This window comes from Streptomyces sp. NPDC089919 (assembly GCF_040684615.1).
In the GTDB taxonomy this organism is placed as follows: domain Bacteria; phylum Actinomycetota; class Actinomycetes; order Streptomycetales; family Streptomycetaceae; genus Streptomyces.
Genome location: NZ_JBFBGK010000040.1, coordinates 33,394 through 58,998, shown reverse-complemented (window position 1 = coordinate 58,998; position 25,605 = coordinate 33,394). Strand labels below are relative to the sequence as shown.

The window sequence follows — 25,605 nt, the reverse complement described above, 5'->3', positions numbered from 1 at the left end:
CGGGCGGTCTGACCTGCTCGGTTTTCAGCCCCGCACCGATACCCGTTATCGTGGTGCGGTATGCCTCCATCCGGATGACCGGTTGGCGGCTGGAAAACTCTCACTAGGACCCGGAGAGAGCAATGCCTCCCAAGAAGAAGAAGGTCACGGGGCTTATCAAGCTCCAGATCAAGGCCGGTGCGGCCAACCCGGCTCCGCCGGTCGGCCCCGCGCTCGGTCAGCACGGCGTCAACATCATGGAGTTCTGCAAGGCCTACAACGCCGCGACCGAGTCGCAGCGTGGCATGGTCGTGCCGGTGGAGATCACGGTCTACGAGGACCGCTCCTTCACCTTCGTGACCAAGACCCCGCCGGCTGCGCGCCTCATCCTGAAGCACGCGGGTGTGGAGAAGGGCTCCGGCGAGCCGCACAAGACCAAGGTCGCCAAGCTGACGGCTGCCCAGGTCCGCGAGATCGCCGAGCTGAAGATGCCCGACCTGAACGCCAACGACGTCGACGCCGCCATGAAGATCATTTCTGGCACCGCGCGCTCGATGGGCATCACCGTCGAAGGCTGATCCAGCCCTCTGAGCACCACCAGTGGTAGGGCCAAGCGCTGGTCCGCACCACGACTCCACACCCTGAAGCAATACACACAGGAGCAGAAGTGAAGCGCAGCAAGACTCTCCGCGCTGCGGACGCCAAGGTCGACCGGGACAAGCTGTACGCCCCGCTCGAGGCCGTCCGTCTCGCCAAGGACACCTCCACCACGAAGTTCGACGCGACCGTCGAGGTTGCCTTCCGCCTGGGTGTCGACCCGCGCAAGGCCGACCAGATGGTCCGCGGCACCGTGAACCTCCCGCACGGCACCGGTAAGACCGCCCGGGTCCTGGTCTTCGCGACCGGTGACCGTGCTGCGGCCGCGGAAGCCGCCGGCGCCGACATCGTCGGCTCCGACGAGCTCATCGACGAGGTGGCCAAGGGCCGTCTGGACTTCGACGCCGTCGTCGCCACCCCGGACCTCATGGGCAAGGTCGGCCGCCTCGGCCGCGTGCTCGGTCCGCGTGGTCTGATGCCGAACCCGAAGACCGGCACGGTCACCATGGACGTGGCGAAGGCTGTCACGGACATCAAGGGCGGCAAGATCGAGTTCCGCGTCGACAAGCACTCGAACCTGCACTTCATCATCGGCAAGGTCTCCTTCTCCGATGAGCAGCTGGTCGAGAACTACGGCGCGGCCCTGGACGAGATCCTGCGTCTGAAGCCGTCCGCCGCCAAGGGCCGCTACATCAAGAAGGCCGCCCTGAGCACCACCATGGGCCCCGGCATCCAGCTGGACTCCAACCGCACCCGCAACCTCCTCGTCGAGGAGGACCCGGCCGCGGTCTGAGCCTTCCGGCTCGCGTAGTGGCGTGAACGACGGGCCCCCGCTCCTCTCCGGAGCGGGGGCCCGTCTTCGTGTGTCGGACCCGCTCGCTACGGTGGGTGAAAATCCGGGTGCCGGTGGATCCGGCCCCGCGTAGGGTGATCGACCGCAGTACCAATGGGGGGAACAGAAGATGAGCACGTACCGCAAGAAGACCGCCGTCCGCACCGCGACGGCCGTGCTGGCCGCCGCCCTGCTCGCCGGCGGGGCCACCGCCTGTGACGACGGCAAGAAGGACGCCGCGGGGCCGGCGAAGACCGCCGCCGCGAAGCCGGGGGGCTCGGGGGCCGTGGACGCGGCGCCGGCGGCGTACCTGCAGAAGGTCCAGGACAAGTCCAAGCAGCTCACCTCGGTCCGCTACACGATGTCCGGCACCAGCGCGGGCAACGCGATCGCGGGCGAGGCGGCGATGCGGCTGAAGCCGCAGGTGGCCATGTCCATGAAGATGAGCGACCCGGCCAAGCCGGCCGAGTCCTTCGAGATGCGCCTGGTGGACGGGGCCATGTACATGGGCGCCGGCGGCAAGTGGCTGAAGTTCGACATGAAGTCCGCGGACCCGACCAGCGCCGCCCAGCTCGAGAAGCTCGGCAAGGGCAGCCAGAACGCCGAGAACCCGGGCGACCGGGCCAGCCAGCTCTCCGCCGCCAAGGACCTCAAGAAGGTCGGCGAGGAGACCATCGACGGGCAGAAGACGGTCCACCTGGCCGGCACCGTCACCGTGGCGGACATGAAGGCCTCCGTCGCGGCCGCCGAGCCGGACGTCCGGGCCCGCCGCCAGCAGCAGCTGGACCAGCTGGTGAAGCAGGGCGTCAGCAGCATGGTGATGGACATGTGGATCGACGACGCCACCGGCTTCACCAAGCAGTTCCGGATGCGCGGCGCGGCCAAGCAGGGCCCGATGGACCTCACCATGAAGTTCCTCGACTACAACAAGCCGGTCGACGTCGCGGCCCCGCCGGCCGACCAGGTCACGGACCTGGGCGCGCTGATGAAGAACAAGGGCGGGACCGCCGGCGCCACCGGCTGACCTGCGGTGACGCCCGGCAGACGGCGGGCGCCGGGGGGACGGGCCGGGGCGATTTGCCTCGGCTCGGGCCCTTCACGTACAGTTCCACAGAAGCCAAAGACCGCTGGTCGTTGCCGCGCCCGTTCGGGTGTGGCGGCCGAAGGATCCGCTGAATGCGGACGACCCGCGCAGGTGACAAAGGATCAGCTCCCGGATTCGCTCCGGTCGAGCCACGCCCCGTCGCCTGCGCCGGGGCGTTTCGTCTGTCCAGCCCCTTCTGAGCGGTCCTCATCACCCGGAAGGAGGCCGACGCTCTATGGCAAGGCCCGACAAGGCTGCCGACGTAGCCGAGCTTGAGGACAAGTTCCGCAGCTCGAACGCCGTCGTGCTGACCGAGTACCGGGGTCTCACCGTGGCGCAGCTCAAGACGCTGCGTCGTTCGCTCGGTGAGAACGCCCAGTACGCCGTGGTGAAGAACACGCTGACCAAGATTGCGGCTAACAACGCCGGGATCACCTCGCTCGACGACCAGTTCACTGGTCCGACGGGTGCCGCCTTCATCACCGGTGACCCGGTGGAGTCGGCCAAGGGTCTGCGTGACTTCGCCAAGGAGAACCCGAACCTCATCATCAAGGGCGGTGTCCTTGATGGTAAGGCGCTGACCGCCGATGAGATCAAGAAGCTTGCGGACCTCGAGTCCCGCGAGGTTCTGCTCAGCAAGCTGGCCGGCGCGTTCAAGGGCAAGCAGTCTCAGGCTGCCTCGCTCTTCCAGGCGCTGCCGTCGAAGCTCGTCCGCACCGTGGACGCTCTTCGCGCCAAGCAGGCCGAGCAGGGCGGTGCCGAGTAATTCGGCTCGCGCATTGATCCGCGCCGCCTAGTGCGCGGGTCGCAGCGGGCCGTTACGCCCGCCATTCGATACATCCGGCACCTGCCGAATTAGTGGAAGGATCGCCCATCATGGCGAAGCTCTCTCAGGACGACCTCCTCGCCCAGTTCGAGGAGATGACCCTCATCGAGCTCTCCGAGTTCGTGAAGGCCTTCGAGGAGAAGTTCGACGTCACCGCCGCCGCGGCCACCGTCGCCGTTGCCGCTGGCGTCCCCGGCGCCCCGGCCGAGGCCGCTGAGGAGAAGGACGAGTTCGACGTCATCCTCACCGGTGCCGGCGACAAGAAGATCCAGGTCATCAAGGTCGTGCGCGAGCTGACCTCCCTGGGTCTGAAGGAGGCCAAGGACCTCGTCGACGGCACCCCGAAGCCGGTCCTCGAGAAGGTCAACAAGGAGGCCGCTGACAAGGCCGCCGAGTCCCTCAAGGCCGCCGGTGCCGCGGTTGAGGTCAAGTAACCTCTCCCCGAGCCTGCTCTGACCGCACACCGCCCCTGAGGGGCGGTGGCGGGAGCTGCTTGTGACGAAGGGCGATCACCCGTACGGGTGGTCGCCCTTCGGCGTACCCGTGACTGTCGGCTTGTCCTGGTGTTGGTGGGGGGTAAGGTGATCTTCGTTGCCCCGCCGCAGGCCCCGGTGCTGATCCGCACGGGGCGGGGGGCCTTGACGAACGGCACTCGGCGCGCAATTCTCAGACCGCGTCGTTACGTCGATCCGGATTCGAGGCATGGATCGACTACGAAGAGGGCAGTATCGATACGCGCTCCGCACACGCGGGGTCGCGGTGTGAACGCGGTGAACAACATGGGGAAGGCCTGTTGCCGGACTCCGGAAACCTGGTCTGGACATCAGTGAGCCAAGTGGCTACACTGACCCTTTGCGCTGCCTGTTAGCTGCCCCCTGCCCGTCGCCAGGGGCATGCCCACGCTCGAGCACACATGATGGAACGTCCCTGACCTGGGGTTTTTATCTTTGTGTCCGGCTGGGACCGGTACGCGCGTAGTGAGTCCGAGCCCTCGGAAGGACCCCCTCTTGGCCGCCTCGCGCAACGCCTCGACCAATACGAACAACGGCGCCAGCACTGCCCCGCTGCGCATCTCCTTTGCAAAGATCAAGGAGCCCCTCGAGGTTCCGAACCTCCTGGCGCTGCAGACCGAGAGCTTTGACTGGCTGCTCGGCAACGCCGCCTGGAAGGCTCGCGTCGAGTCGGCTCTCGAGAGTGGACAGGACGTCCCCACCAAGTCCGGTCTGGAAGAGATCTTCGAGGAGATCTCGCCGATCGAGGACTTCTCCGGGTCGATGTCGCTGACCTTCCGCGACCACCGCTTCGAGCCGGCGAAGAACTCCGTCGACGAGTGCAAGGACCGCGACTTCACGTACGCGGCTCCGCTGTTCGTCACGGCCGAGTTCACGAACAACGAGACCGGTGAGATCAAGTCTCAGACGGTCTTCATGGGCGACTTCCCGCTCATGACCAACAAGGGCACCTTCGTGATCAACGGCACCGAGCGTGTCGTCGTGTCGCAGCTGGTGCGCTCCCCCGGTGTCTACTTCGACTCCTCCATCGACAAGACGTCCGACAAGGACATCTTCTCCGCCAAGATCATCCCGTCCCGGGGTGCCTGGCTGGAGATGGAGGTCGACAAGCGCGACATGGTCGGTGTCCGCATCGACCGCAAGCGCAAGCAGTCCGTCACCGTCCTCCTGAAGGCTCTCGGCTGGACCACCGAGCAGATCCTCGAGGAGTTCGGCGAGTACGAGTCCATGCGCGCCACCCTGGAGAAGGACCACACCCAGGGTCAGGACGACGCGCTGCTCGACATCTACCGCAAGCTGCGTCCGGGCGAGCCGCCGACCCGTGAGGCCGCGCAGACGCTGCTCGAGAACCTCTACTTCAACCCCAAGCGCTACGACCTCGCCAAGGTCGGCCGCTACAAGGTCAACAAGAAGCTGGGCGCCGACGAGCCGCTCGACGCCGGTGTGCTGACCTCCGACGACGTCATCGCCACGATCAAGTACCTGGTCAAGCTCCACGCGGGCGAGACCGAGACGGTCGGCGAGAACGGCTCGCAGATCGTGGTCGAGGTCGACGACATCGACCACTTCGGCAACCGTCGTCTGCGCAACGTCGGCGAGCTCATCCAGAACCAGGTCCGCACGGGTCTGGCTCGTATGGAGCGCGTCGTGCGCGAGCGCATGACCACCCAGGACGTCGAGGCGATCACGCCGCAGACCCTGATCAACATCCGGCCGGTCGTCGCCTCCATCAAGGAGTTCTTCGGCACCAGCCAGCTGTCGCAGTTCATGGACCAGAACAACCCGCTGTCGGGTCTGACGCACAAGCGTCGTCTCTCGGCGCTGGGTCCCGGTGGTCTGAGCCGTGAGCGGGCCGGCTTCGAGGTCCGAGACGTGCACCCGTCCCACTACGGACGCATGTGCCCGATCGAGACCCCCGAAGGCCCGAACATCGGTCTGATCGGTTCGCTCGCCTCGTACGGCCGCGTCAACGCGTTCGGCTTCATCGAGACGCCGTACCGCAAGGTCGTCGACGGCCAGGTCACCGACGAGGTCGACTACGTCACCGCCGACGAGGAGGACCGCTTCGTCATCGCGCAGGCCAACGCCAAGCTCGACGACGACCTGCGCTTCACCGAGAACCGCGTCCTGGTCCGCAAGCGTGGCGGCGAGGTCGACTACGTCGAGCCGTCCGACGTGGACTACATGGACGTCTCGCCGCGCCAGATGGTGTCCGTCGCGACCGCGATGATCCCCTTCCTCGAGCACGACGACGCCAACCGCGCCCTCATGGGCGCGAACATGATGCGCCAGGCCGTTCCGCTCATCAAGGCGGAGGCCCCGCTCGTCGGCACCGGCATGGAGTACCGCTGTGCGGTCGACGCCGGCGACTCGATCCGCGCGGAGAAGGACGGTGTCGTCCAGGAGGTCTCGGCCGACTACGTCACCGTCGCCAACGACGACGGCACGTACACCACGTACCGCGTCGCCAAGTTCTCCCGCTCGAACCAGGGCACCTCGGTCAACCAGAAGGTCATCGTCAACGAGGGCGACCGCATCATCGCGGCCCAGGTCCTCGCCGACGGACCGGCGACCGAAGAGGGCGAGATGGCCCTCGGCAAGAACCTGCTCGTGGCGTTCATGCCCTGGGAGGGTCACAACTACGAGGACGCGATCATCCTGTCGCAGCGCCTCGTGCAGGACGACGTCCTCTCCTCGATCCACATCGAGGAGCACGAGGTCGACGCCCGTGACACCAAGCTGGGCCCCGAGGAGATCACCCGGGACATCCCGAACGTCTCCGAGGAGGTCCTGGCCGACCTCGACGAGCGCGGCATCATCCGCATCGGTGCGGACGTCGTCGCCGGCGACATCCTGGTCGGCAAGGTCACGCCCAAGGGTGAGACCGAGCTGACCCCGGAGGAGCGCCTGCTCCGCGCGATCTTCGGTGAGAAGGCCCGCGAGGTGCGCGACACCTCGCTCAAGGTCCCGCACGGCGAGATCGGCAAGGTCATCGGCGTCCGCGTCTTCGACCGCGAGGAGGGCGACGAGCTTCCTCCGGGCGTGAACCAGCTGGTCCGCGTCTACGTCGCCCAGAAGCGCAAGATCACCGATGGTGACAAGCTCGCCGGCCGTCACGGCAACAAGGGCGTCATCTCCAAGATCCTCCCGATCGAGGACATGCCCTTCCTCGAGGACGGCACCCCGGTCGACATCATCCTCAACCCGCTGGGTGTCCCGTCCCGAATGAACCCGGGACAGGTCCTGGAGATCCACCTCGGCTGGCTCGCCAGCCGCGGCTGGGACGTCTCCGGCCTCGCGGACGAGTGGGCGCAGCGCCTCCAGGCGATCGGTGCCGACCAGGTCGCCCCCGGCACCAACGTCGCCACCCCCGTCTTCGACGGTGCGCGTGAGGACGAGCTGGCCGGCCTGCTCCAGCACACGATCCCGAACCGCGACGGCGAGCGCATGGTGCTCCCGACCGGTAAGGCGCGCCTGTTCGACGGCCGCTCCGGCGAGCCGTTCCCGGACCCGATCTCGGTCGGGTACATGTACATCCTCAAGCTGCACCACCTGGTCGACGACAAGCTCCACGCCCGGTCGACCGGTCCGTACTCGATGATCACGCAGCAGCCGCTGGGTGGTAAGGCGCAGTTCGGTGGCCAGCGCTTCGGTGAGATGGAGGTGTGGGCGCTCGAGGCGTACGGCGCCGCTTACGCCCTCCAGGAGCTGCTGACCATCAAGTCCGACGACGTCACCGGCCGCGTGAAGGTCTACGAGGCGATCGTCAAGGGCGAGAACATCCCCGAGCCGGGCATTCCCGAGTCCTTCAAGGTGCTCATCAAGGAAATGCAGTCGCTCTGCCTCAACGTGGAGGTGCTGTCCTCGGACGGCATGTCCATCGAGATGCGCGACACCGACGAGGACGTCTTCCGCGCGGCGGAGGAGCTCGGTATCGACCTGTCCCGGCGCGAGCCGAGCAGCGTCGAAGAGGTCTGACGGGCCTGGCGGGGGCTCCCACGAGGAGCCCCCGCCATCCCCGGGACCGTTCAGACCATGATTGAGACACGACCCCGAAAGAGGGATTGACGCACAGTGCTCGACGTCAACTTCTTCGACGAGCTGCGGATCGGCCTTGCCACCGCGGACGACATCCGGACCTGGTCCCACGGCGAGGTCAAGAAGCCTGAGACCATCAACTACCGCACCCTCAAGCCCGAGAAGGACGGACTCTTCTGCGAGAAGATCTTCGGTCCGACCCGGGACTGGGAGTGCTACTGCGGCAAGTACAAGCGTGTCCGCTTCAAGGGCATCATCTGTGAGCGCTGTGGCGTCGAGGTCACCCGCGCCAAGGTGCGCCGTGAGCGGATGGGCCACATCGAGCTCGCCGCCCCCGTGACCCACATCTGGTACTTCAAGGGCGTGCCCTCGCGCCTGGGCTACCTGCTGGACCTGGCGCCGAAGGACCTCGAGAAGGTCATCTACTTCGCCGCCTACATGATCACGTTCGTGGACGAGGAGCGTCGTACCCGCGACCTGCCGTCCCTGGAGGCCCACGTCTCCGTCGAGCGCCAGCAGATCGAGAACCGCCGCGACGCGGACCTCGAAGGCCGTGCCAAGAAGCTCGAGACCGACCTGGCCGAGCTCGAGGCCGAGGGTGCCAAGGCCGACGTGCGCCGCAAGGTGCGCGAGGGTGCCGAGCGCGAGATGAAGCAGCTGCGTGACCGTGCGCAGCGCGAGATCGACCGTCTGGACGAGGTCTGGTCGCGCTTCAAGAACCTCAAGGTCCAGGACCTCGAGGGCGACGAGCTGCTCTACCGCGAGCTGCGCGACCGCTTCGGCACGTACTTCGACGGCTCGATGGGTGCCGCGGCGCTGCAGAAGCGCCTGGAGTCCTTCGACCTCGAGGAGGAGGCCGAGCGCCTCCGCGAGATCATCCGCACCGGCAAGGGCCAGAAGAAGACCCGTGCGCTCAAGCGCCTCAAGGTCGTCTCGGCGTTCCTGCAGACCAGCAACAGCCCCAAGGGCATGGTGCTCGACTGCGTGCCGGTCATCCCGCCGGACCTGCGTCCGATGGTGCAGCTGGACGGTGGCCGCTTCGCGACCTCCGACCTGAACGACCTGTACCGCCGCGTGATCAACCGCAACAACCGCCTGAAGCGCCTTCTCGACCTCGGTGCCCCCGAGATCATCGTGAACAACGAGAAGCGCATGCTCCAGGAGGCGGTCGACGCCCTCTTCGACAACGGCCGTCGCGGTCGCCCGGTCACGGGCCCCGGCAACCGTCCGCTGAAGTCCCTCAGCGACATGCTGAAGGGCAAGCAGGGTCGATTCCGTCAGAACCTGCTCGGCAAGCGCGTGGACTACTCCGCGCGTTCCGTCATCGTCGTCGGTCCGCAGCTGAAGCTGCACCAGTGCGGTCTGCCCAAGGCCATGGCGCTGGAGCTCTTCAAGCCGTTCGTGATGAAGCGCCTGGTCGACCTGAACCACGCGCAGAACATCAAGAGCGCCAAGCGGATGGTCGAGCGCGGCCGCACGGTCGTGTACGACGTCCTCGAAGAGGTCATCGCTGAGCACCCGGTCCTCCTGAACCGTGCGCCCACGCTGCACCGCCTCGGCATCCAGGCCTTCGAGCCCCAGCTGGTCGAGGGCAAGGCCATCCAGATCCACCCGCTCGTCTGCACCGCGTTCAACGCGGACTTCGACGGTGACCAGATGGCCGTGCACCTGCCGCTCTCCGCGGAGGCGCAGGCCGAGGCCCGCATCCTGATGCTGTCCTCGAACAACATCCTCAAGCCGGCCGACGGCCGTCCGGTGACGATGCCGACCCAGGACATGGTCCTCGGTCTGTTCTTCCTCACCACCGACGGTGACCTCCGTGACGTCAAGGGCGAGGGCCGCGCGTTCGGCTCGACCGCCGAGGCGATCATGGCGTTCGACGCCGGCGAGCTCGCGCTGCAGTCCTCCGTCGACATCCGCTTCCCGGTGGGCACCATCCCGCCGCGCGGCTGGGTGCCGCCGGTCGCCGAAGAGGGCGAGCAGGAGTTCCAGCCGGGTGACAGCTTCCGTCTGAAGACCACGCTCGGCCGTGCGCTCTTCAACGAGCTGCTGCCCGAGGACTACCCGTTCGTCGACTACTCGGTGGGCAAGAAGCAGCTCTCCGAGATCGTCAACGACCTGGCGGAGCGCTACCCCAAGGTCATCGTGGCGGCGACGCTCGACAACCTGAAGGCGGCCGGCTTCCACTGGGCGACGCGTTCCGGCGTCACCGTGGCCATCTCCGACGTCGTCGTGCCCGAGGCCAAGAAGGCCATCGTCGCGGGCTACGAGGCGCAGGACGAGAAGGTCCAGAAGCAGTACGAGCGCGGTCTGATCACCAAGGACGAGCGCACGCAGGAGCTCATCGCGATCTGGACCAAGGCGACCAACGAGGTCGCCGAGGCGATGAACGCGAACTTCCCCAAGACGAACCCCATCTTCATGATGGTTGACTCGGGTGCCCGAGGAAACATGATGCAGATGCGACAGATCGCCGGTATGCGTGGTCTGGTGTCGAACGCGAAGAACGAGACCATCCCGCGTCCGATCAAGGCGTCCTTCCGTGAGGGCCTCACCGTCCTGGAGTACTTCATCTCCACGCACGGTGCCCGTAAGGGTCTGGCGGACACCGCCCTGCGTACCGCCGACTCGGGTTACCTGACCCGTCGTCTGGTGGACGTCTCGCAGGACGTCATCATCCGCGAGGAGGACTGCGGCACCGAGCGCGGCCTCAAGCTCAAGATCGGCACCAAGGACGAGACCGGTGTCCTCCGCAAGGCGGACGACGTCGAGACCTCCGTGTACGCCCGCATGCTGGCCGAGGACGTCGTCATCGACGGCAAGGTCATCGCGCCGGCCAACGTGGACCTCGGCGACGTGCTCATCGACGCCCTGATCGCGAACGGCGTCGAGGAGGTCAAGACCCGCTCGGTCCTGACCTGTGAGTCCGCGGTCGGCACCTGTGCCTTCTGCTACGGCCGCTCGCTGGCCACCGGCAAGCTGGTCGACATCGGTGAGGCGGTCGGCATCATCGCCGCCCAGTCCATCGGTGAGCCCGGTACCCAGCTGACGATGCGTACCTTCCACACCGGTGGTGTGGCCGGTGACGACATCACCCAGGGTCTGCCGCGTGTCGTCGAGCTCTTCGAGGCCCGTACCCCGAAGGGTGTCGCCCCGATCTCCGAGGCCTCCGGCCGGGTGCGGATCGAGGAGACCGAGAAGACCAAGAAGATCGTCATCACCCCGGACGACGGCAGCGAGGAGACGGCCTTCCCGATCTCCAAGCGCGCCAAGGTCCTGGTGCACGAGGGCGACCACGTCGAGGTGGGCCAGAAGCTCACCATGGGTGCCACCAACCCGCACGACGTGCTGCGCATCCTCGGCCAGCGTGCCGTCCAGGTCCACCTGGTCGGCGAAGTCCAGAAGGTCTACAACTCGCAGGGCGTGTCGATCCACGACAAGCACATCGAGATCATCATCCGGCAGATGCTGCGCCGTGTGACGATCATCGAGTCCGGCGACGCGGAGCTCCTGCCGGGCGAGCTGGTCGAGCGGTCGAAGTTCGAGACCGAGAACCGTCGTGTGGTCACCGAGGGCGGTCACCCCGCCTCCGGCCGTCCGCAGCTGATGGGTATCACCAAGGCCTCGCTGGCGACGGAGTCCTGGCTGTCGGCCGCCTCCTTCCAGGAGACGACCCGAGTCCTGACGGATGCGGCGATCAACGCCAAGTCCGACAGCCTCATCGGCCTCAAGGAGAACGTCATCATCGGTAAGCTCATCCCGGCCGGTACGGGTCTGTCCCGCTACCGCAACATCCGGGTGGAGCCCACCGAGGAGGCGAAGGCCGCGATGTACTCGGCCGTCGGTTACGACGACATCGACTACTCGCCCTTCGGCACCGGCTCCGGCCAGGCGGTCCCGCTGGAGGACTACGACTACGGCCCGTACAACGGCTAAGGGTCATCGCGAAGCCCCCGCTGCTCTCCGGAGCGGCGGGGGCTTCCGCGTACCCGGGGCCGGCCGGGGGCCGGGGTGACCGGGTGGGCGTTCGAGGGGGTCAGGCGCGGTGGATGCGGTCCACCCCGTAGAACGTGGATACGCACCGGGCGGCCCAGTCGTCCGCGTACACCGGTGTGTAGAAGGGCTCGGCGAGCTTGCCGACGTACAGGGGCCGGTACCCGACGTTCCGGGCGCCGGCCGCGGCCTGGGCGCGGATCCGGGTGTCCTGCCGGTCCCAGGCCAGGGCGTGGCCGACGGTCTGGGAGGCCAGCGTCTGCACCGCCGGCACCAGCGGTACCAGGGCGGCCAGGGTGAGCGCGGTCGCCAGGGCCACGGAGAGGGCCGGCCCGCGGCCCTGGGCCGCCCCCCGGGCCCGCAGGGCCGCCCCGGCCCGCCGGCCGGCCCAGGCGCCGTACAGGCAGAGCGCGAGCAGCAGCGGGGTCATGAAGTTGGTCCAGGTGCGGGCGTACGTCCAGCCGCCCGGGCCGTACCCGCTGCGCAGCCCGAGGGCCACCAGGAACGAGGACACCAGCACCAGCGGGACCGGGAGCAGCAGCAGCGCGAGGGTGAGCCGGCGGGGCCGGGCCGGCAGCGGGCCGGCGGCGGGGGAGTGGAAGGCCAGGGCCAGCCCCAGGAGCAGGCCCACGGCCACGGCCCCCAGGTAGGCGCCCTGGCCGGCGATGGTGCGCAGGATGTGCAGCCAGTCGCCGGCGGTGGCCGCCAGCTCGTGCGGGGAGAGCGGCGAGCGCCGGTGCGGCTGCTGGGCGCGCCGCCAGCGGGCGCCGGGGGAGGTGTACAGGATGACCAGCCCGATCAGCAGGCCCAGGCACCAGGCCGCGCACCAGGTGGCGGGGTAGCGGTCCCGGGCGAGCTTCCAGCGGGGCCGGGCCAGCAGCCCGGCGACGGCCGCCATCAGGCCGCTGACCAGGGAGAACGGCTCGCTCAGCATGCCGGTGGCCAGGCCCAGGAAGAGGGTGGTGGCGAGCGCCGCGGGCCGGGCGGCGGGGTGCCCGGACCGGGCCGCCGCGATGCCCAGCAGCAGGGTGCCGATGCCGATCACGGTGGGCAGGGTGTGCGAGATGGTGGCCGGGGCCCACAGCAGCACCTGGTAGGTGCGGGTGCCGGCGAAGAAGAGCAGGGCCTCCAGGACCAGGGCGACGGCGAGCAGCACCGGCAGCGGTACCGCCGGCAGCCGCAGCAGCCGCAGGGCCTCCCGGGTCAGCAGCACCAGGCCGGCGCCGAGCGAGAGGATCAGGAGGCCGGGGAGGAGCTTGGGCCCGAGCAGCCCGTCGGAGTAGAGCAGGCCGCTGAGGAATGCGTTGGTGACCCGGCCGTTCTGGGTGCTGTAGAAGTCCGCGGTGATCCCGAGGACGCCCAGGTCACGGGCTTTCCAGGCGGCGCACCAGTCGTCCGAGGTGGGTCGTACGTAGAGGGCCAGGAAGGCCCCCACGGCGAGGAGCGCGCCGGCCGCGGCCACCAGGACGGCACTGCCGTGGCGGAGCGCGGAGCGGGCGGCGTGACGGCGGGAATCGTGGCTCATGCGTCGCAATCCGGGGGAGGGGCGTTGAGTAGACTGGACGGTTCCGCAGTCTAGGGATTGCGTCCACGCCCGCCGGTGTGCCGGGCGTGGGCATTTGTTTTGACCGGAGTGGATGGGATAGGTACGCTCAGACCTTGTGCCTGGGGTGTGCCTGGGCTCCCGCGCGTGTCCATCACCGCACGTGAGTCCGCACCGGCCACCGCAATCTGTACGTCTCCGCGTCTCGCGGGAGCTTGCAGCATTCGACACACCCGACCGCGTGGGTCGGCGACGTTCCAGGTTAGTTTTACGACGGCACACAGAAACCGGAGAAGTAGTGCCTACGATCCAGCAGCTGGTCCGAAAGGGCCGGCAGGACAAGGTCGAGAAGACGAAGACGCCCGCGCTCGAGGCTTCGCCCCAGCGCCGCGGCGTCTGCACGCGTGTCTTCACCACCACCCCGAAGAAGCCGAACTCGGCCCTCCGTAAGGTCGCGCGTGTGCGTCTGACCTCGGGCATCGAGGTCACGGCCTACATCCCGGGTGAGGGTCACAACCTGCAGGAGCACTCGATCGTGCTCGTGCGTGGTGGCCGTGTGAAGGACCTGCCGGGTGTTCGTTACAAGATCATCCGCGGTGCGCTTGACACCCAGGCTGTCAAGAACCGCAAGCAGGCCCGCAGCCGCTACGGCGCCAAGAAGGAGAAGTAAGAATGCCTCGTAAGGGCCCCGCCCCGAAGCGCCCGGTCATCATCGACCCGGTCTACGGCTCTCCTCTGGTGACGTCGCTGATCAACAAGATCCTGCTGGACGGCAAGCGCTCCACCGCCGAGCGCATCGTCTACGGCGCCATGGAAGGCCTCCGCGAGAAGACCGGCAACGACCCGGTCATCACGCTGAAGCGCGCGCTGGAGAACGTCAAGCCGTCCCTCGAGGTCAAGTCCCGCCGCGTCGGTGGCGCGACCTACCAGGTTCCGGTCGAGGTCAAGCCGGGTCGTCAGTCGACCCTGGCCCTCCGCTGGCTCGTGGGTTACTCCCGCGCCCGCCGCGAGAAGACCATGACCGAGCGCCTGATGAACGAGCTTCTCGACGCTTCGAACGGCCTCGGTGCGGCCGTCAAGAAGCGCGAGGACACGCACAAGATGGCCGAGTCCAACAAGGCCTTCGCGCACTACCGCTGGTAGTCGCAACCCACATCGAGACCGAGAGAAGACTGAAGCCTTATGGCTACCACTTCGCTTGACCTGGCCAAGGTGCGCAACATCGGCATCATGGCCCACATCGACGCGGGCAAGACGACGACCACCGAGCGCATCCTGTTCTACACCGGTGTGTCTTACAAGATCGGTGAAGTCCACGACGGCGCTGCCACGATGGACTGGATGGAGCAGGAGCAGGAGCGCGGCATCACGATCACGTCCGCCGCGACGACCTGTCACTGGCCGCTCGAGGACGTCGATCACACGATCAACATCATCGACACCCCGGGTCACGTGGACTTCACGGTCGAGGTGGAGCGTTCGCTCCGCGTCCTCGACGGTGCCGTCACCGTGTTCGACGGTGTGGCCGGTGTTGAGCCGCAGTCCGAGACGGTGTGGCGTCAGGCCGACCGTTACGGCGTGCCCCGCATCTGCTTCGTGAACAAGCTCGACCGCACGGGCGCCGAGTTCCACCGTTGCGTGGACATGATCAAGGACCGCCTGGGCGCGGTTCCGATCGTGATGCAGCTCCCCATCGGTGCCGAGGCCGACTTCCAGGGTGTCGTCGACCTCGTCACGATGAAGGCGTTCGTCTGGTCCGCCGAGGCGACCAAGGGCGAGATGTACGACATCGTCGACATCCCGGCCACGCACACCGAGGCCGCTGAAGAGTGGCGCGGCAAGCTCCTCGAGGCCGTCGCGGAGAACGACGACGAGATCATGGAGCTGTACCTGGGCGGCGAAGAGCCGACCGTGGAGCAGCTGCACGCCGCCGTCCGTCGCATCATCCTGCAGTCGGGCAAGGGTGGCGGCACGACCGTCACCGCGGTGTTCTGTGGCACGGCGTTCAAGAACAAGGGCGTCCAGCCCCTGCTCGACGCCGTCGTCCGCTACCTCCCCTCGCCCCTGGACATCGAGGCCATCGAGGGCCACGACGTCAAGGACGCCGAGGTCGTCGTGAAGCGCAAGCCGTCCGACGAGGAGCCCCTCGCGGCGCTGGCGTTCAAGATCATGAGCGACCCGCACCTCGGCAAGCTCACCTTCGTCCGGGTTTACTCGGGCCGCCTGGAGGCCGGCACTTCGGTGCTGAACTCCGTCAAGGGCAAGAAGGAGCGCATCGGCAAGATCTACCGCATGCACGCGAACAAGCGTGAGGAGATCGACTCGGTGGGCGCCGGCGACATCGTCGCCGTCATGGGCCTGAAGCAGACCACCACCGGTGAGACGCTGTGCGACGAGAAGAGCCCGGTCATCCTGGAGTCCATGGACTTCCCGGCCCCGGTCATCCAGGTCGCCATCGAGCCCAAGTCCAAGGGTGACCAGGAGAAGCTGGGTGTCGCCATCCAGCGTCTCGCGGAGGAGGACCCCTCCTTCCACGTTCACTCGGACGAGGAGACCGGCCAGACCATCCTCGGCGGTATGGGCGAGCTGCACCTCGAGGTGCTGGTCGACCGTATGAAGCGCGAGTTCAAGGTCGAGGCCAACGTCGGCAAGCCGCAGGTCGCGTACCGCGAGACGATCCGCAAGGCCGTCGAGCGCATCGACTTCACCCACAAGAAGCAGACCGGTGGTACCGGTCAGTTCGCCAAGGTGCAGATCGCGATCGAGCCGATCACGGACGCCGATGGTCCGGCGTACGAGTTCGTGAACAAGGTCACCGGTGGCCGCATCCCGAAGGAGTACATCCCTTCGGTCGACGCGGGTGCGCAGGAGGCCATGCAGTTCGGCATCCTGGCGGGCTACGAGATGACCGGCGTCCGCGTCATCCTGCTCGACGGTGGCTACCACGAGGTCGACTCCTCCGAGCTCGCCTTCAAGATCGCCGGTTCGCAGGCGTTCAAGGAGGGTGCGCGCAAGGCCAGCCCCGTGCTGCTCGAGCCGATGATGGCCGTCGAGGTCACCACGCCCGAGGACTACATGGGTGAGGTCATCGGCGACATCAACTCCCGCCGTGGCCAGATCCAGGCCATGGAGGAGCGTCACGGCGCCCGCGTCGTGAAGGGCCTCGTGCCGCTTTCGGAGATGTTCGGCTACGTCGGAGACCTCCGCAGCAAGACCTCGGGTCGCGCAAGCTACTCGATGCAGTTCGACTCCTACGCCGAGGTTCCCCGGAACGTCGCCGAGGAGATCATCGCGAAGGCCAAGGGCGAGTAACTCACTCGTTTCACGCTTTAGGCTTGTCACCGGAATCCCTGGGGCAACAACGGCAACCGCTGTCGTTGCCCCGGGGGGGCCGGCATCCCAGCAAAGATCACCTGGCGCCGATGAGTAAGGCGTACAGAACCACTTCCCAGGAGGACCCCAGTGGCGAAGGCGAAGTTCGAGCGGACTAAGCCGCACGTCAACATCGGCACCATCGGTCACATTGACCACGGTAAGACGACCCTCACGGCCGCCATTACCAAGGTGCTGCACGACGCGTACCCGGACCTGAACGAGGCCTCGGCCTTCGACCAGATCGACAAGGCTCCTGAGGAGCGCCAGCGCGGTATCACCATCTCCATCGCGCACGTCGAGTACCAGACCGAGGCGCGTCACTACGCCCACGTCGACTGCCCGGGTCACGCGGACTACATCAAGAACATGATCACCGGTGCCGCGCAGATGGACGGCGCGATCCTCGTGGTCGCCGCCACCGACGGCCCGATGCCGCAGACCAAGGAGCACGTGCTCCTGGCCCGCCAGGTCGGCGTCCCCTCCATCGTCGTCGCCCTGAACAAGGCCGACATGGTGGACGACGAGGAGATCCTGGAGCTCGTCGAGCTCGAGGTCCGTGAGCTCCTCTCCGAGTACGACTTCCCGGGCGACGACGTCCCGGTCGTCCAGGTCTCGGCGCTCAAGGCCCTCGAGGGTGACAAGGAGTGGGGCGAGAAGCTCCTCGGCCTCATGAAGGCCGTGGATGACTTCATCCCGACCCCCCCGCGTGACACCGACATGCCGTTCCTGATGCCGGTCGAGGACGTCTTCACGATCACCGGTCGTGGCACCGTCGTCACCGGTCGCATCGAGCGTGGTGTCCTCAAGGTCAACGAGACTGTCGACATCATCGGCATCAAGGAGACCAAGACCACCACCACGGTCACCGGTATCGAGATGTTCCGCAAGCTGCTCGACGAGGGCCAGGCCGGTGAGAACGTCGGTCTGCTGCTCCGCGGCATCAAGCGCGAGGACGTCGAGCGCGGCCAGGTCATCATCAAGCCCGGTTCGGTCACCCCGCACACCGAGTTCGAGGCCCAGGCCTACATCCTGTCGAAGGACGAGGGTGGCCGTCACACCCCGTTCTTCAACAACTACCGCCCGCAGTTCTACTTCCGTACCACGGACGTGACCGGCGTCGTGACCCTCCCCGAGGGCACCGAGATGGTCATGCCGGGCGACAACACCGAGATGACGGTCGCGCTGATCCAGCCGGTCGCCATGGAGGAGGGCCTGAAGTTCGCCATCCGTGAGGGTGGTCGTACCGTGGGCGCCGGCCAGGTCACCAAGATCACGAAGTAATTCGTGTTCTGACCTGGTAGCTCTTCAGAGCACCTGAGGAGGGCCCCGCTCCGCCGCTGGTCGGTGGAGCGGGGCCCTTCTCGCCGTCGGCACCCAGCCGGCGCCCGCGTGGCGCATGCGCCTGCGAAATGTGAGATGGGGTACCCTCCCCGCTTGCGATTGGCGCCGTCTGCGTGATGTATGGCAGACTGTTCAAGTTGCTCGGTTGAGTACCGATGCTGCGCGCCTCCCGCCGGGAGGACCGGAAGCGAGTCCCACAGTACTCGTCGCCTTCATCTGCCCTTCGGGCAGCAATGGGGCGGACGTACGGGAATCTTCCGGGAAGCGTGGGCGGGGTACCGGCCAGGCACTCGGTGGGTGTTTCTCCCCCGAAGCGTGATCCGGGAAAGGATCGCAACCCCTCAGGCAGGGAATTTCCGTATGGAAATTTTTTGAAGAGGCAGCGCGACACGCCCGACCGCGTGGGTCGGAGAGAAGCCGCAGAAATGCAGCCGACCGAGTACCAGAGCGTTCCATTGAGACAAAGGACTACGAAGTAGCCATGGCGGGACAGAAGATCCGCATCCGGCTCAAGGCCTACGACCACGAGGTCATCGACTCCTCGGCGAAGAAGATCGTCGAGACGGTGACCCGCACTGGTGCGTCGGTCGCGGGCCCGGTGCCGCTGCCCACTGAGAAGAACGTGTACTGCGTCATCAAGTCGCCGCACAAGTACAAGGACTCGCGCGAGCACTTCGAGATGCGCACGCACAAGCGCCTGATCGACATCCTCGACCCGACCCCCAAGACCGTTGACTCGCTGATGCGCCTGGACCTTCCGGCCGGCGTTGACATCGAGATCAAGCTCTGAGAGGCGTCGAGAAGATGGCAAAGCAGATCAAGGGCGTCCTGGGCGAGAAGCTCGGCATGACCCAGGTCTGGGACGAGAACAACCGTGTCGTCCCGGTGACCGTCGTCAAGGCCGGGCCCTGTGTCGTGACCCAGGTCCGTACCAACGACATCGACGGCTACGAGTCGGTCCAGATCGCCTTCGGCGAGATCGACCCTCGCAAGGTGAACAAGCCCCTCAAGGGTCACTTCGCCAAGGCCGACGTGACCCCGCGCCGCCACCTGGTGGAGCTCCGCACCTCCGACGCCAGCGAGTACACGCTCGGCCAGGAGATCACTGCCGAGGTGTTCGAGTCCGGCGTCAAGGTCGACGTCACGGGCACGAGCAAGGGCAAGGGCTTCGCCGGTGCCATGAAGCGCCACAACTTCCGTGGTGGCAAGGCCTCCCACGGTGCCCACCGCGTGCACCGCAAGCCCGGTTCGATCGGTGGCTGCGCCACCCCCGGCCGTGTCTTCAAGGGTATGAAGATGGCCGGCCGCATGGGTAACGACCGGGTCACCACCCAGAACCTGACCGTTCACGCCGTTGACGCGGAGAAGGGCCTGCTGCTCATCAAGGGCGCGGTTCCTGGTCCGAACGGCGGCCTCGTCCTGGTCCGCACTGCGGCCAAGGGGGCCTGAGGACTATGAGCACCATTGACATTCTGTCGCCCGCGGGCGACAAGACCGGGACCCTTGAGCTCCCGGCCGAGATCTTCGACGCCAAGGTCAGCATCCCGCTGATCCACCAGGTCGTCGTCGCGCAGCTGGCCGCGGCCCGTCAGGGCACGCACAAGGTCAAGACGCGTGGCGAGGTCCGCGGTGGTGGTAAGAAGCCGTACCGCCAGAAGGGCACCGGCCGCGCCCGTCAGGGTTCGACCCGTGCGCCGCAGTTCGCCGGCGGTGGCGTCGTCCACGGCCCGCAGCCGCGTGACTACTCGCAGCGGACGCCCAAGAAGATGAAGGCCGCCGCTCTGCGTGGCGCCCTCACCGACCGGGCCCGTCACTCCCGCATCCACGTCGTCTCCGGCGTGGTCGAGGGTGCCGTCTCCACCAAGGCCGCCAAGACGCTGTTCGGCAAGATCTCGGAGCGCAACAACCTGCTCCTGGTCGTCGAGCGCGCCGACGAGGCCGCGTGGCTGTCCGCCCGCAACCTGCCCCAGGTTCACATCCTGGAGCCGGGCCAGCTGAACACGTACGACGTGATCGTCTCTGACGACGTGGTCTTCACTCAGGCCGCTTTCGAGTCCTTCGTGTCTGGCCCCCAGACCGCTGAGACCGAAGGGAGCGACGCCTGATGTCCGAGGCGACCGTTACCAGCAAGACCTTCACCGACCCGCGCGACCTGCTGATCAAGCCGGTCGTGTCGGAGAAGAGCTACGCGCTGCTGGACGAGAACAAGTACACGTTCATCGTCGCGCCCGGCGCCAACAAGACCCAGATCAAGCAGGCCGTCGAGGCGGTCTTCTCGGTCAAGGTCACCGGGGTCAACACGATCAACCGTCAGGGTAAGCGCAAGCGCACCAAGACCGGTTTCGGCAAGCGCGCCAACACCAAGCGCGCCATCGTGACCCTCGCTGAGGGCGACCGTATCGACATCTTCGGCGGCCCGGTCTCCTAACGGAGTCCGAGTCGTCCGGAATCGGACGAGGACTGAGAAATGGGTATCCGCAAGTACAAGCCGACGACCCCGGGCCGTCGTGGCTCCAGCGTCGCCGACTTTGTCGAGATCACGCGGTCCACGCCGGAGAAGTCGCTGGTTCGCCCGCTGCACAGCAAGGGCGGCCGTAACAACACCGGTCGGATCACCGTTCGCCACCAGGGTGGTGGACACAAGCGCGCCTACCGCGTGATCGACTTCCGTCGTCACGACAAGGACGGCGTGCCGGCCAAGGTCGCGCACATCGAGTACGACCCCAACCGCACCGCGCGCATCGCGCTCCTGCACTACGCCGACGGCGAGAAGCGCTACATCATCGCGCCGAAGAGCCTGAAGCAGGGTGACCGGATTGAGAACGGCCCCACGGCCGACATCAAGCCCGGCAACAACCTGGCGCTGCGCAACATCCCCGTCGGTACCACGATCCACGCGATCGAGCTCCGTCCGGGTGGTGGCGCGAAGTTCGCCCGTTCCGCGGGTGCCTCCGTGCAGCTGCTGGCGAAGGAAGGTGCCATGGCGCACCTCCGTATGCCGTCCGGTGAGATCCGCCTGGTCGACGTGCGCTGCCGCGCGACGATCGGCGAGGTCGGCAACGCCGAGCAGTCGAACATCAACTGGGGCAAGGCCGGCCGTATGCGCTGGAAGGGCGTTCGCCCGACCGTCCGCGGTGTCGCGATGAACCCGGTTGACCACCCGCACGGTGGTGGTGAGGGCAAGACCTCCGGTGGTCGCCACCCGGTCTCCCCGTGGGGTCAGAAGGAGGGTCGTACTCGCTCGCCGAAGAAGGCTTCGAGCAAGTACATCGTCCGCCGCCGCAAGACGAACAAGAAGCGCTAGGAGCGGGTTTAGATGCCGCGCAGTCTCAAGAAGGGGCCCTTCGTCGACGACCACCTCGTAAAGAAGGTGGACGCCCAGAACGAAGCCGGCACCAAGAACGTCATCAAGACCTGGTCCCGTCGCTCGATGATCATCCCCAGCATGCTGGGTCACACGATCGCGGTGCACAACGGCAAGACCCATGTCCCGGTGTTCGTCACCGAGTCCATGGTCGGCCACAAGCTCGGCGAGTTCTCGCCGACTCGCACCTTCCGCGGCCACGTCAAGGACGACCGGAAGTCGAAGCGCCGCTAATCGCGGGGTGGAACGACTAATGACTTACATCGAAGGGACAACCATGGAAGCCAGGGCCCAGGCGCGGTACATCCGCGTCACGCCCATGAAGGCCCGCCGCGTGGTGGACCTCATCCGTGGCATGGACGCCACGGAGGCTCAGGCGGTCCTGCGTTTCGCCCCGCAGGCCGCGAGCGTGCCGGTTGGCAAGGTGCTGGACAGCGCCATCGCCAACGCCGCGCACAACTACGACCACACGGACGCTTCGTCGCTGTTCATCAGCGAGGCGTTCGTGGACGAGGGCCCGACCCTGAAGCGGTTCCGTCCGCGTGCCCAGGGTCGTGCCTACCGGATCCGCAAGCGGACCAGCCACATCACCGTGGTCGTCAGCAGCAAGGAAGGAACCCGGTAATGGGCCAGAAGGTAAACCCGCACGGGTTCCGGCTCGGCATCACCACGGACTTCAAGTCCCGGTGGTACGCCGACAAGCTGTACAAGGACTACGTCAAGGAAGACGTCGCCATCCGTCGGATGATGACGTCCGGCATGGAGCGCGCCGGCATCTCGAAGGTTGAGATCGAGCGCACCCGTGACCGCGTGCGTGTGGACATCCACACCGCTCGTCCGGGCATCGTCATCGGCCGCCGTGGCGCCGAGGCCGACCGCATCCGCGGTGACCTCGAGAAGCTCACGGGCAAGCAGGTCCAGCTGAACATCCTCGAGGTCAAGAACCCCGAGCTCGACGCTCAGCTCGTCGCCCAGGCCGTTGCCGAGCAGCTCTCCTCCCGCGTCTCCTTCCGTCGCGCCATGCGTAAGAGCATGCAGGGCACGATGAAGGCCGGCGCCAAGGGCATCAAGATCCAGTGTGGTGGCCGTCTCGGCGGCGCCGAGATGTCCCGCTCCGAGTTCTACCGCGAGGGTCGTGTGCCGCTGCACACGCTGCGCGCGAACGTGGAGTACGGCTTCTTCGAGGCCAAGACCACCTTCGGCCGCATCGGCGTGAAGGTCTGGATCTACAAGGGCGATGTCAAGAACATCGCTGAGGTCCGCGCCGAGAACGCTGCGGCCCGTGCGGGTAACCGCCCGGCCCGTGGTGGCGCTGACCGCCCCGCCGGTGGCCGTGGTGGCCGTGGCGGCGAGCGTGGCGGCCGTGGCCGCAAGCCGCAGCAGGCTGCTGCGACCGAGGCCCCCAAGGCCGAGGCCGCTGCCGCCGCTCCGGCTGAGAGCACCGGAACGGAGGCCTGACCGACATGCTGATCCCCCGTAGGGTCAAGCACCGCAAGCAGCACCACCCGAAGCGCCGCGGTATGGCCAAGGGCGGTACTGAGGTCTCGTTCGGCGAGTACGGCATCCAGGCGCTGACCCCGGCGTACGTGACGAACCGCCAGATCGAGTCCGCTCGTATCGCGATGACGCGTCACATCAAGCGTGGCGGCAAGGTCTGGATCAACATCTACCCGGACCGTCCGCTGACGAAGAAGCCCGCCGAGACCCGCATGGGTTCCGGTAAGGGTTCCCCCGAGTGGTGGATCGCGAACGTGCACCCGGGCCGGGTCATGTTCGAGCTGTCCTACCCGAACGAGAAGATTGCGCGTGAGGCTCTCACTCGTGCGGCTCACAAGCTGCCGATGAAGTGCCGGATCGTCAAGCGCGAGGCAGGTGAGTCGTGATGGCGGCCGGTACCAAGGCGTCCGAGCTGCGCGAGCTGGGCAACGAGGAGCTCGTTGGCAAGCTGCGCGAGGCCAAGGAGGAGCTGTTCAAGCTCCGCTTCCAGGCGGCCACGGGTCAGCTGGAGAACAACGGCCGGCTCAAGTCCGTCCGTAAGGACATCGCTCGCATCTACACCCTGATGCACGAGCGTGAGCTCGGTATCGAGACGGTGGAGAACGCCTGATGAGCGAGAACAACGTGACTGAGAAGACCGAGCGCGGTTTCCGCAAGACCCGCGAGGGTCTGGTCGTCAGCGACAAGATGGACAAGACCGTCGTCGTCGCCGTCGAGGACCGCGTCAAGCACGCGCTGTACGGCAAGGTCATCCGCCGTACGAACAAGCTCAAGGCCCACGACGAGGCCAACGCCGCCGGCATCGGCGACCGCGTCCTCATCATGGAGACTCGCCCGCTGTCCGCGACCAAGCGGTGGCGCGTCGTCGAGATCCTCGAGAAGGCCAAGTAATCAAGTCTGAGGGGTTTCCCTCGGATTCGTTCCGCCAGGCTCGGCAGGGGCTTCGCTGAAGCCCCTGCCGGGAACCGGCAGACAAACAGGAGATAGACGTGATCCAGCAGGAGTCGCGACTGCGTGTCGCCGACAACACTGGTGCCAAGGAGATCCTTTGCATCCGTGTTCTCGGTGGCTCCGGTCGCCGCTACGCGGGCATCGGTGACGTGATCGTCGCCACCGTCAAGGACGCGATCCCGGGCGGCAACGTGAAGAAGGGTGACGTCGTCAAGGCCGTCATCGTTCGCACCGTCAAGGAGCGCCGCCGCCAGGACGGCTCGTACATCCGCTTCGACGAGAACGCCGCTGTCATTCTCAAGAACGACGGCGACCCTCGTGGCACCCGTATCTTCGGCCCGGTCGGCCGTGAGCTGCGCGAGAAGAAGTTCATGAAGATCATCTCGCTCGCGCCGGAGGTGCTGTAAGCATGAAGATCAAGAAGGGCGACCTGGTTCAGGTCATCACCGGTAAGGACAAGGGCAAGCAGGGCAAGGTCATCCAGGCCATCCCCGCTGAGAACCGCGTCCTGGTCGAGGGTGTCAACCGGGTCAAGAAGCACACCAAGGCCGGCCCCACCGCTGGTGGGTCGCAGGCCGGCGGCATCGTGATCACCGAGGCCCCGATCCACGTCAGCAACGTTCAGCTGGTCGTGGAGAAGGACGGCAAGAAGGTCGTCACCCGCGTCGGTTTCCGCTTCGACGACGAAGGCAACAAGATCCGCGTTGCCAAGCGCACGGGTGAGGACATCTGATGGCTACCACTCCGCGTCTGAAGACGAAGTACCGCGAGGAGATCTCGGGCAAGCTGCGTGAGGAGTTCTCGTACGAGAACGTCATGCAGATCCCCGGCCTCGTGAAGATCGTGGTCAACATGGGTGTGGGCGACGCCGCCCGCGACTCCAAGCTGATCGACGGCGCCATCAAGGACCTGACGACGATCACCGGTCAGAAGCCGGCCGTCACGAAGGCCCGGAAGTCCATCGCGCAGTTCAAGCTGCGTGAGGGTCAGCCGATCGGCTGCCACGTCACCCTCCGTGGTGACCGCATGTGGGAGTTCCTGGACCGTACGCTGTCGCTCGCGCTGCCGCGTATCCGTGACTTCCGTGGTCTGTCGCCGAAGCAGTTCGACGGCCGTGGCAACTACACCTTCGGTCTCACGGAGCAGGTCATGTTCCACGAGATCGACCAGGACAAGATCGACCGTACCCGGGGTATGGACATCACCGTGGTGACCACGGCGACCAACGACGACGAGGGCCGCGCCCTCCTTCGTCACCTCGGCTTCCCCTTCAAGGAGGCGTAAGCGAGATGGCGAAGAAGGCTCTCATCGCGAAGGCTGCCCGCAAGCCCAAGTTCGGTGTGCGTGCGTACACCCGCTGCCAGCGCTGCGGTCGCCCCCACTCCGTGTACCGCAAGTTCGGCCTGTGCCGCGTGTGCCTCCGTGAGATGGCTCACCGTGGCGAGCTGCCGGGCGTGACCAAGAGCTCCTGGTAAATCCCCTTCACCCATTGGGTGTTGAGGTTTTCCAGGCGCTCTCGGTAAGCATCAGGTCGGCGGACCCCCGCTCCCGCATGCCGTAGGCTTGTGGGGTTGGGCGTCCGCCGCCCTACCGACTTACTACGCCGTAGGTCCCCGCGCCGCACCCGTCCCGCCCCTGTGTGGGGAGAGGGATGGCGCATACAGGAAACCCCG

Annotated in this window: 27 protein-coding genes; 26 read left to right on the top strand and 1 reads right to left on the bottom strand. The window is 66.7% G+C overall.

Annotation, left to right across the window (positions count from 1 at the left end; all coding sequences use genetic code 11):
* Window positions 1-122: 122 nt before the first annotated feature.
* The 7 genes from rplK to AB0O40_RS18215 all read left to right on the top strand — a co-directional run bounded on the left by rplK (window position 123) and on the right by AB0O40_RS18215 (window position 11,804).
* Window positions 123-557 (top strand): 50S ribosomal protein L11, encoded by a 435-nt coding sequence (rplK, locus tag AB0O40_RS18245; RefSeq protein WP_365042105.1) that lies wholly within the window; start codon window positions 123-125, stop codon window positions 555-557.
* 89 nt (window positions 558-646) lie between these two features.
* Window positions 647-1,369, top strand: coding sequence for a 50S ribosomal protein L1 (gene rplA / locus AB0O40_RS18240; RefSeq protein ID WP_365042102.1), 723 nt, complete (start codon window positions 647-649; stop codon window positions 1,367-1,369).
* A gap of 169 nt (window positions 1,370-1,538) precedes the next feature.
* A complete protein-coding gene (locus tag AB0O40_RS18235) occupies window positions 1,539-2,432 on the top strand; it encodes an LppX_LprAFG lipoprotein (RefSeq protein ID WP_365042099.1) in 894 nt (297 codons plus the stop codon).
* 295 nt (window positions 2,433-2,727) lie between these two features.
* Window positions 2,728-3,258 carry a 50S ribosomal protein L10 gene (gene rplJ / locus AB0O40_RS18230; protein ID WP_365042096.1) on the top strand — a complete coding sequence of 177 codons (531 nt, stop codon included), beginning with the start codon at window positions 2,728-2,730 and terminating at the stop codon, window positions 3,256-3,258.
* Window positions 3,259-3,368: 110 nt separating this feature from the next.
* On the top strand, window positions 3,369-3,752 hold the full coding sequence (gene rplL, locus AB0O40_RS18225; RefSeq protein WP_365042093.1) for a 50S ribosomal protein L7/L12: 384 nt from the start codon (window positions 3,369-3,371) through the stop codon (window positions 3,750-3,752).
* Window positions 3,753-4,325: 573 nt separating this feature from the next.
* Window positions 4,326-7,808 (top strand): DNA-directed RNA polymerase subunit beta, encoded by a 3,483-nt coding sequence (rpoB, locus tag AB0O40_RS18220; RefSeq protein WP_365042090.1) that lies wholly within the window; start codon window positions 4,326-4,328, stop codon window positions 7,806-7,808.
* A 96-nt stretch (window positions 7,809-7,904) separates the two neighbouring features.
* The gene (locus AB0O40_RS18215) at window positions 7,905-11,804 is read left to right on the top strand and encodes a DNA-directed RNA polymerase subunit beta' (RefSeq protein WP_365042087.1); all 3,900 of its coding nucleotides are present in this window, start codon (window positions 7,905-7,907) and stop codon (window positions 11,802-11,804) included.
* 100 nt (window positions 11,805-11,904) lie between these two features.
* Here the strand turns inward: AB0O40_RS18215 and AB0O40_RS18210 are convergent, their stop codons facing one another.
* Window positions 11,905-13,386 (bottom strand): DUF6056 family protein, encoded by a 1,482-nt coding sequence (locus AB0O40_RS18210; protein ID WP_365042084.1) that lies wholly within the window; start codon window positions 13,384-13,386, stop codon window positions 11,905-11,907.
* 316 nt (window positions 13,387-13,702) lie between these two features.
* Here AB0O40_RS18210 and rpsL point away from each other — a divergent pair, with 316 nt between their 5' ends.
* The 19 genes from rpsL to AB0O40_RS18115 all read left to right on the top strand — a co-directional run bounded on the left by rpsL (window position 13,703) and on the right by AB0O40_RS18115 (window position 25,407).
* The gene (rpsL, locus tag AB0O40_RS18205; protein WP_007265893.1) at window positions 13,703-14,074 is read left to right on the top strand and encodes a 30S ribosomal protein S12; all 372 of its coding nucleotides are present in this window, start codon (window positions 13,703-13,705) and stop codon (window positions 14,072-14,074) included.
* 2 nt (window positions 14,075-14,076) lie between these two features.
* A complete protein-coding gene (gene rpsG, locus AB0O40_RS18200; RefSeq protein ID WP_352193902.1) occupies window positions 14,077-14,547 on the top strand; it encodes a 30S ribosomal protein S7 in 471 nt (156 codons plus the stop codon).
* Window positions 14,548-14,586: 39 nt separating this feature from the next.
* On the top strand, window positions 14,587-16,716 hold the full coding sequence (gene fusA / locus AB0O40_RS18195) for an elongation factor G (protein WP_365042080.1): 2,130 nt from the start codon (window positions 14,587-14,589) through the stop codon (window positions 16,714-16,716).
* Window positions 16,717-16,866: 150 nt separating this feature from the next.
* Window positions 16,867-18,060 (top strand): elongation factor Tu, encoded by a 1,194-nt coding sequence (gene tuf, locus AB0O40_RS18190; RefSeq protein WP_365042077.1) that lies wholly within the window; start codon window positions 16,867-16,869, stop codon window positions 18,058-18,060.
* 541 nt (window positions 18,061-18,601) lie between these two features.
* The gene (gene rpsJ, locus AB0O40_RS18185; protein ID WP_003948644.1) at window positions 18,602-18,910 is read left to right on the top strand and encodes a 30S ribosomal protein S10; all 309 of its coding nucleotides are present in this window, start codon (window positions 18,602-18,604) and stop codon (window positions 18,908-18,910) included.
* Between the two features lie 14 nt (window positions 18,911-18,924).
* Window positions 18,925-19,569, top strand: a complete 645-nt coding sequence (gene rplC / locus AB0O40_RS18180) for a 50S ribosomal protein L3 (protein ID WP_365042074.1) — start codon at window positions 18,925-18,927, stop codon at window positions 19,567-19,569.
* A 5-nt stretch (window positions 19,570-19,574) separates the two neighbouring features.
* The gene (rplD, locus tag AB0O40_RS18175; RefSeq protein WP_365042071.1) at window positions 19,575-20,225 is read left to right on the top strand and encodes a 50S ribosomal protein L4; all 651 of its coding nucleotides are present in this window, start codon (window positions 19,575-19,577) and stop codon (window positions 20,223-20,225) included.
* Window positions 20,225-20,548, top strand: a complete 324-nt coding sequence (gene rplW, locus AB0O40_RS18170) for a 50S ribosomal protein L23 (protein WP_365042068.1) — start codon at window positions 20,225-20,227, stop codon at window positions 20,546-20,548. The genes rplD and rplW overlap by 1 nt, the downstream gene beginning before the upstream one ends.
* Before the next feature lie 39 nt (window positions 20,549-20,587).
* A complete protein-coding gene (gene rplB / locus AB0O40_RS18165) occupies window positions 20,588-21,424 on the top strand; it encodes a 50S ribosomal protein L2 (RefSeq protein ID WP_365042066.1) in 837 nt (278 codons plus the stop codon).
* Between the two features lie 12 nt (window positions 21,425-21,436).
* Window positions 21,437-21,718 (top strand): 30S ribosomal protein S19, encoded by a 282-nt coding sequence (gene rpsS / locus AB0O40_RS18160; protein WP_007265903.1) that lies wholly within the window; start codon window positions 21,437-21,439, stop codon window positions 21,716-21,718.
* A gap of 43 nt (window positions 21,719-21,761) precedes the next feature.
* Window positions 21,762-22,109: a 50S ribosomal protein L22 gene (gene rplV, locus AB0O40_RS18155; protein ID WP_030359020.1), complete on the top strand. Its 348-nt coding sequence runs from the start codon at window positions 21,762-21,764 to the stop codon at window positions 22,107-22,109.
* The gene (gene rpsC, locus AB0O40_RS18150; RefSeq protein WP_365042064.1) at window positions 22,109-22,942 is read left to right on the top strand and encodes a 30S ribosomal protein S3; all 834 of its coding nucleotides are present in this window, start codon (window positions 22,109-22,111) and stop codon (window positions 22,940-22,942) included. Before rplV ends, rpsC begins: the two co-directional genes overlap by 1 nt.
* Before the next feature lie 5 nt (window positions 22,943-22,947).
* Window positions 22,948-23,367: a 50S ribosomal protein L16 gene (rplP, locus tag AB0O40_RS18145; RefSeq protein WP_365042062.1), complete on the top strand. Its 420-nt coding sequence runs from the start codon at window positions 22,948-22,950 to the stop codon at window positions 23,365-23,367.
* A complete protein-coding gene (gene rpmC / locus AB0O40_RS18140; RefSeq protein WP_365042060.1) occupies window positions 23,367-23,591 on the top strand; it encodes a 50S ribosomal protein L29 in 225 nt (74 codons plus the stop codon). The genes rplP and rpmC overlap by 1 nt, the downstream gene beginning before the upstream one ends.
* Window positions 23,591-23,872, top strand: coding sequence for a 30S ribosomal protein S17 (gene rpsQ, locus AB0O40_RS18135; protein WP_365042058.1), 282 nt, complete (start codon window positions 23,591-23,593; stop codon window positions 23,870-23,872). The genes rpmC and rpsQ overlap by 1 nt, the downstream gene beginning before the upstream one ends.
* A gap of 98 nt (window positions 23,873-23,970) precedes the next feature.
* Window positions 23,971-24,339, top strand: coding sequence for a 50S ribosomal protein L14 (rplN, locus tag AB0O40_RS18130; protein WP_003956455.1), 369 nt, complete (start codon window positions 23,971-23,973; stop codon window positions 24,337-24,339).
* Window positions 24,340-24,341: 2 nt separating this feature from the next.
* Complete coding sequence (rplX, locus tag AB0O40_RS18125; protein ID WP_365042056.1) at window positions 24,342-24,665, top strand: 50S ribosomal protein L24; 324 nt, start codon at window positions 24,342-24,344, stop codon at window positions 24,663-24,665.
* Window positions 24,665-25,216: a 50S ribosomal protein L5 gene (gene rplE / locus AB0O40_RS18120; RefSeq protein ID WP_365042054.1), complete on the top strand. Its 552-nt coding sequence runs from the start codon at window positions 24,665-24,667 to the stop codon at window positions 25,214-25,216. The genes rplX and rplE overlap by 1 nt, the downstream gene beginning before the upstream one ends.
* A gap of 5 nt (window positions 25,217-25,221) precedes the next feature.
* A complete protein-coding gene (locus tag AB0O40_RS18115) occupies window positions 25,222-25,407 on the top strand; it encodes a type Z 30S ribosomal protein S14 (RefSeq protein ID WP_003956452.1) in 186 nt (61 codons plus the stop codon).
* Window positions 25,408-25,605: the final 198 nt, after the last annotated feature.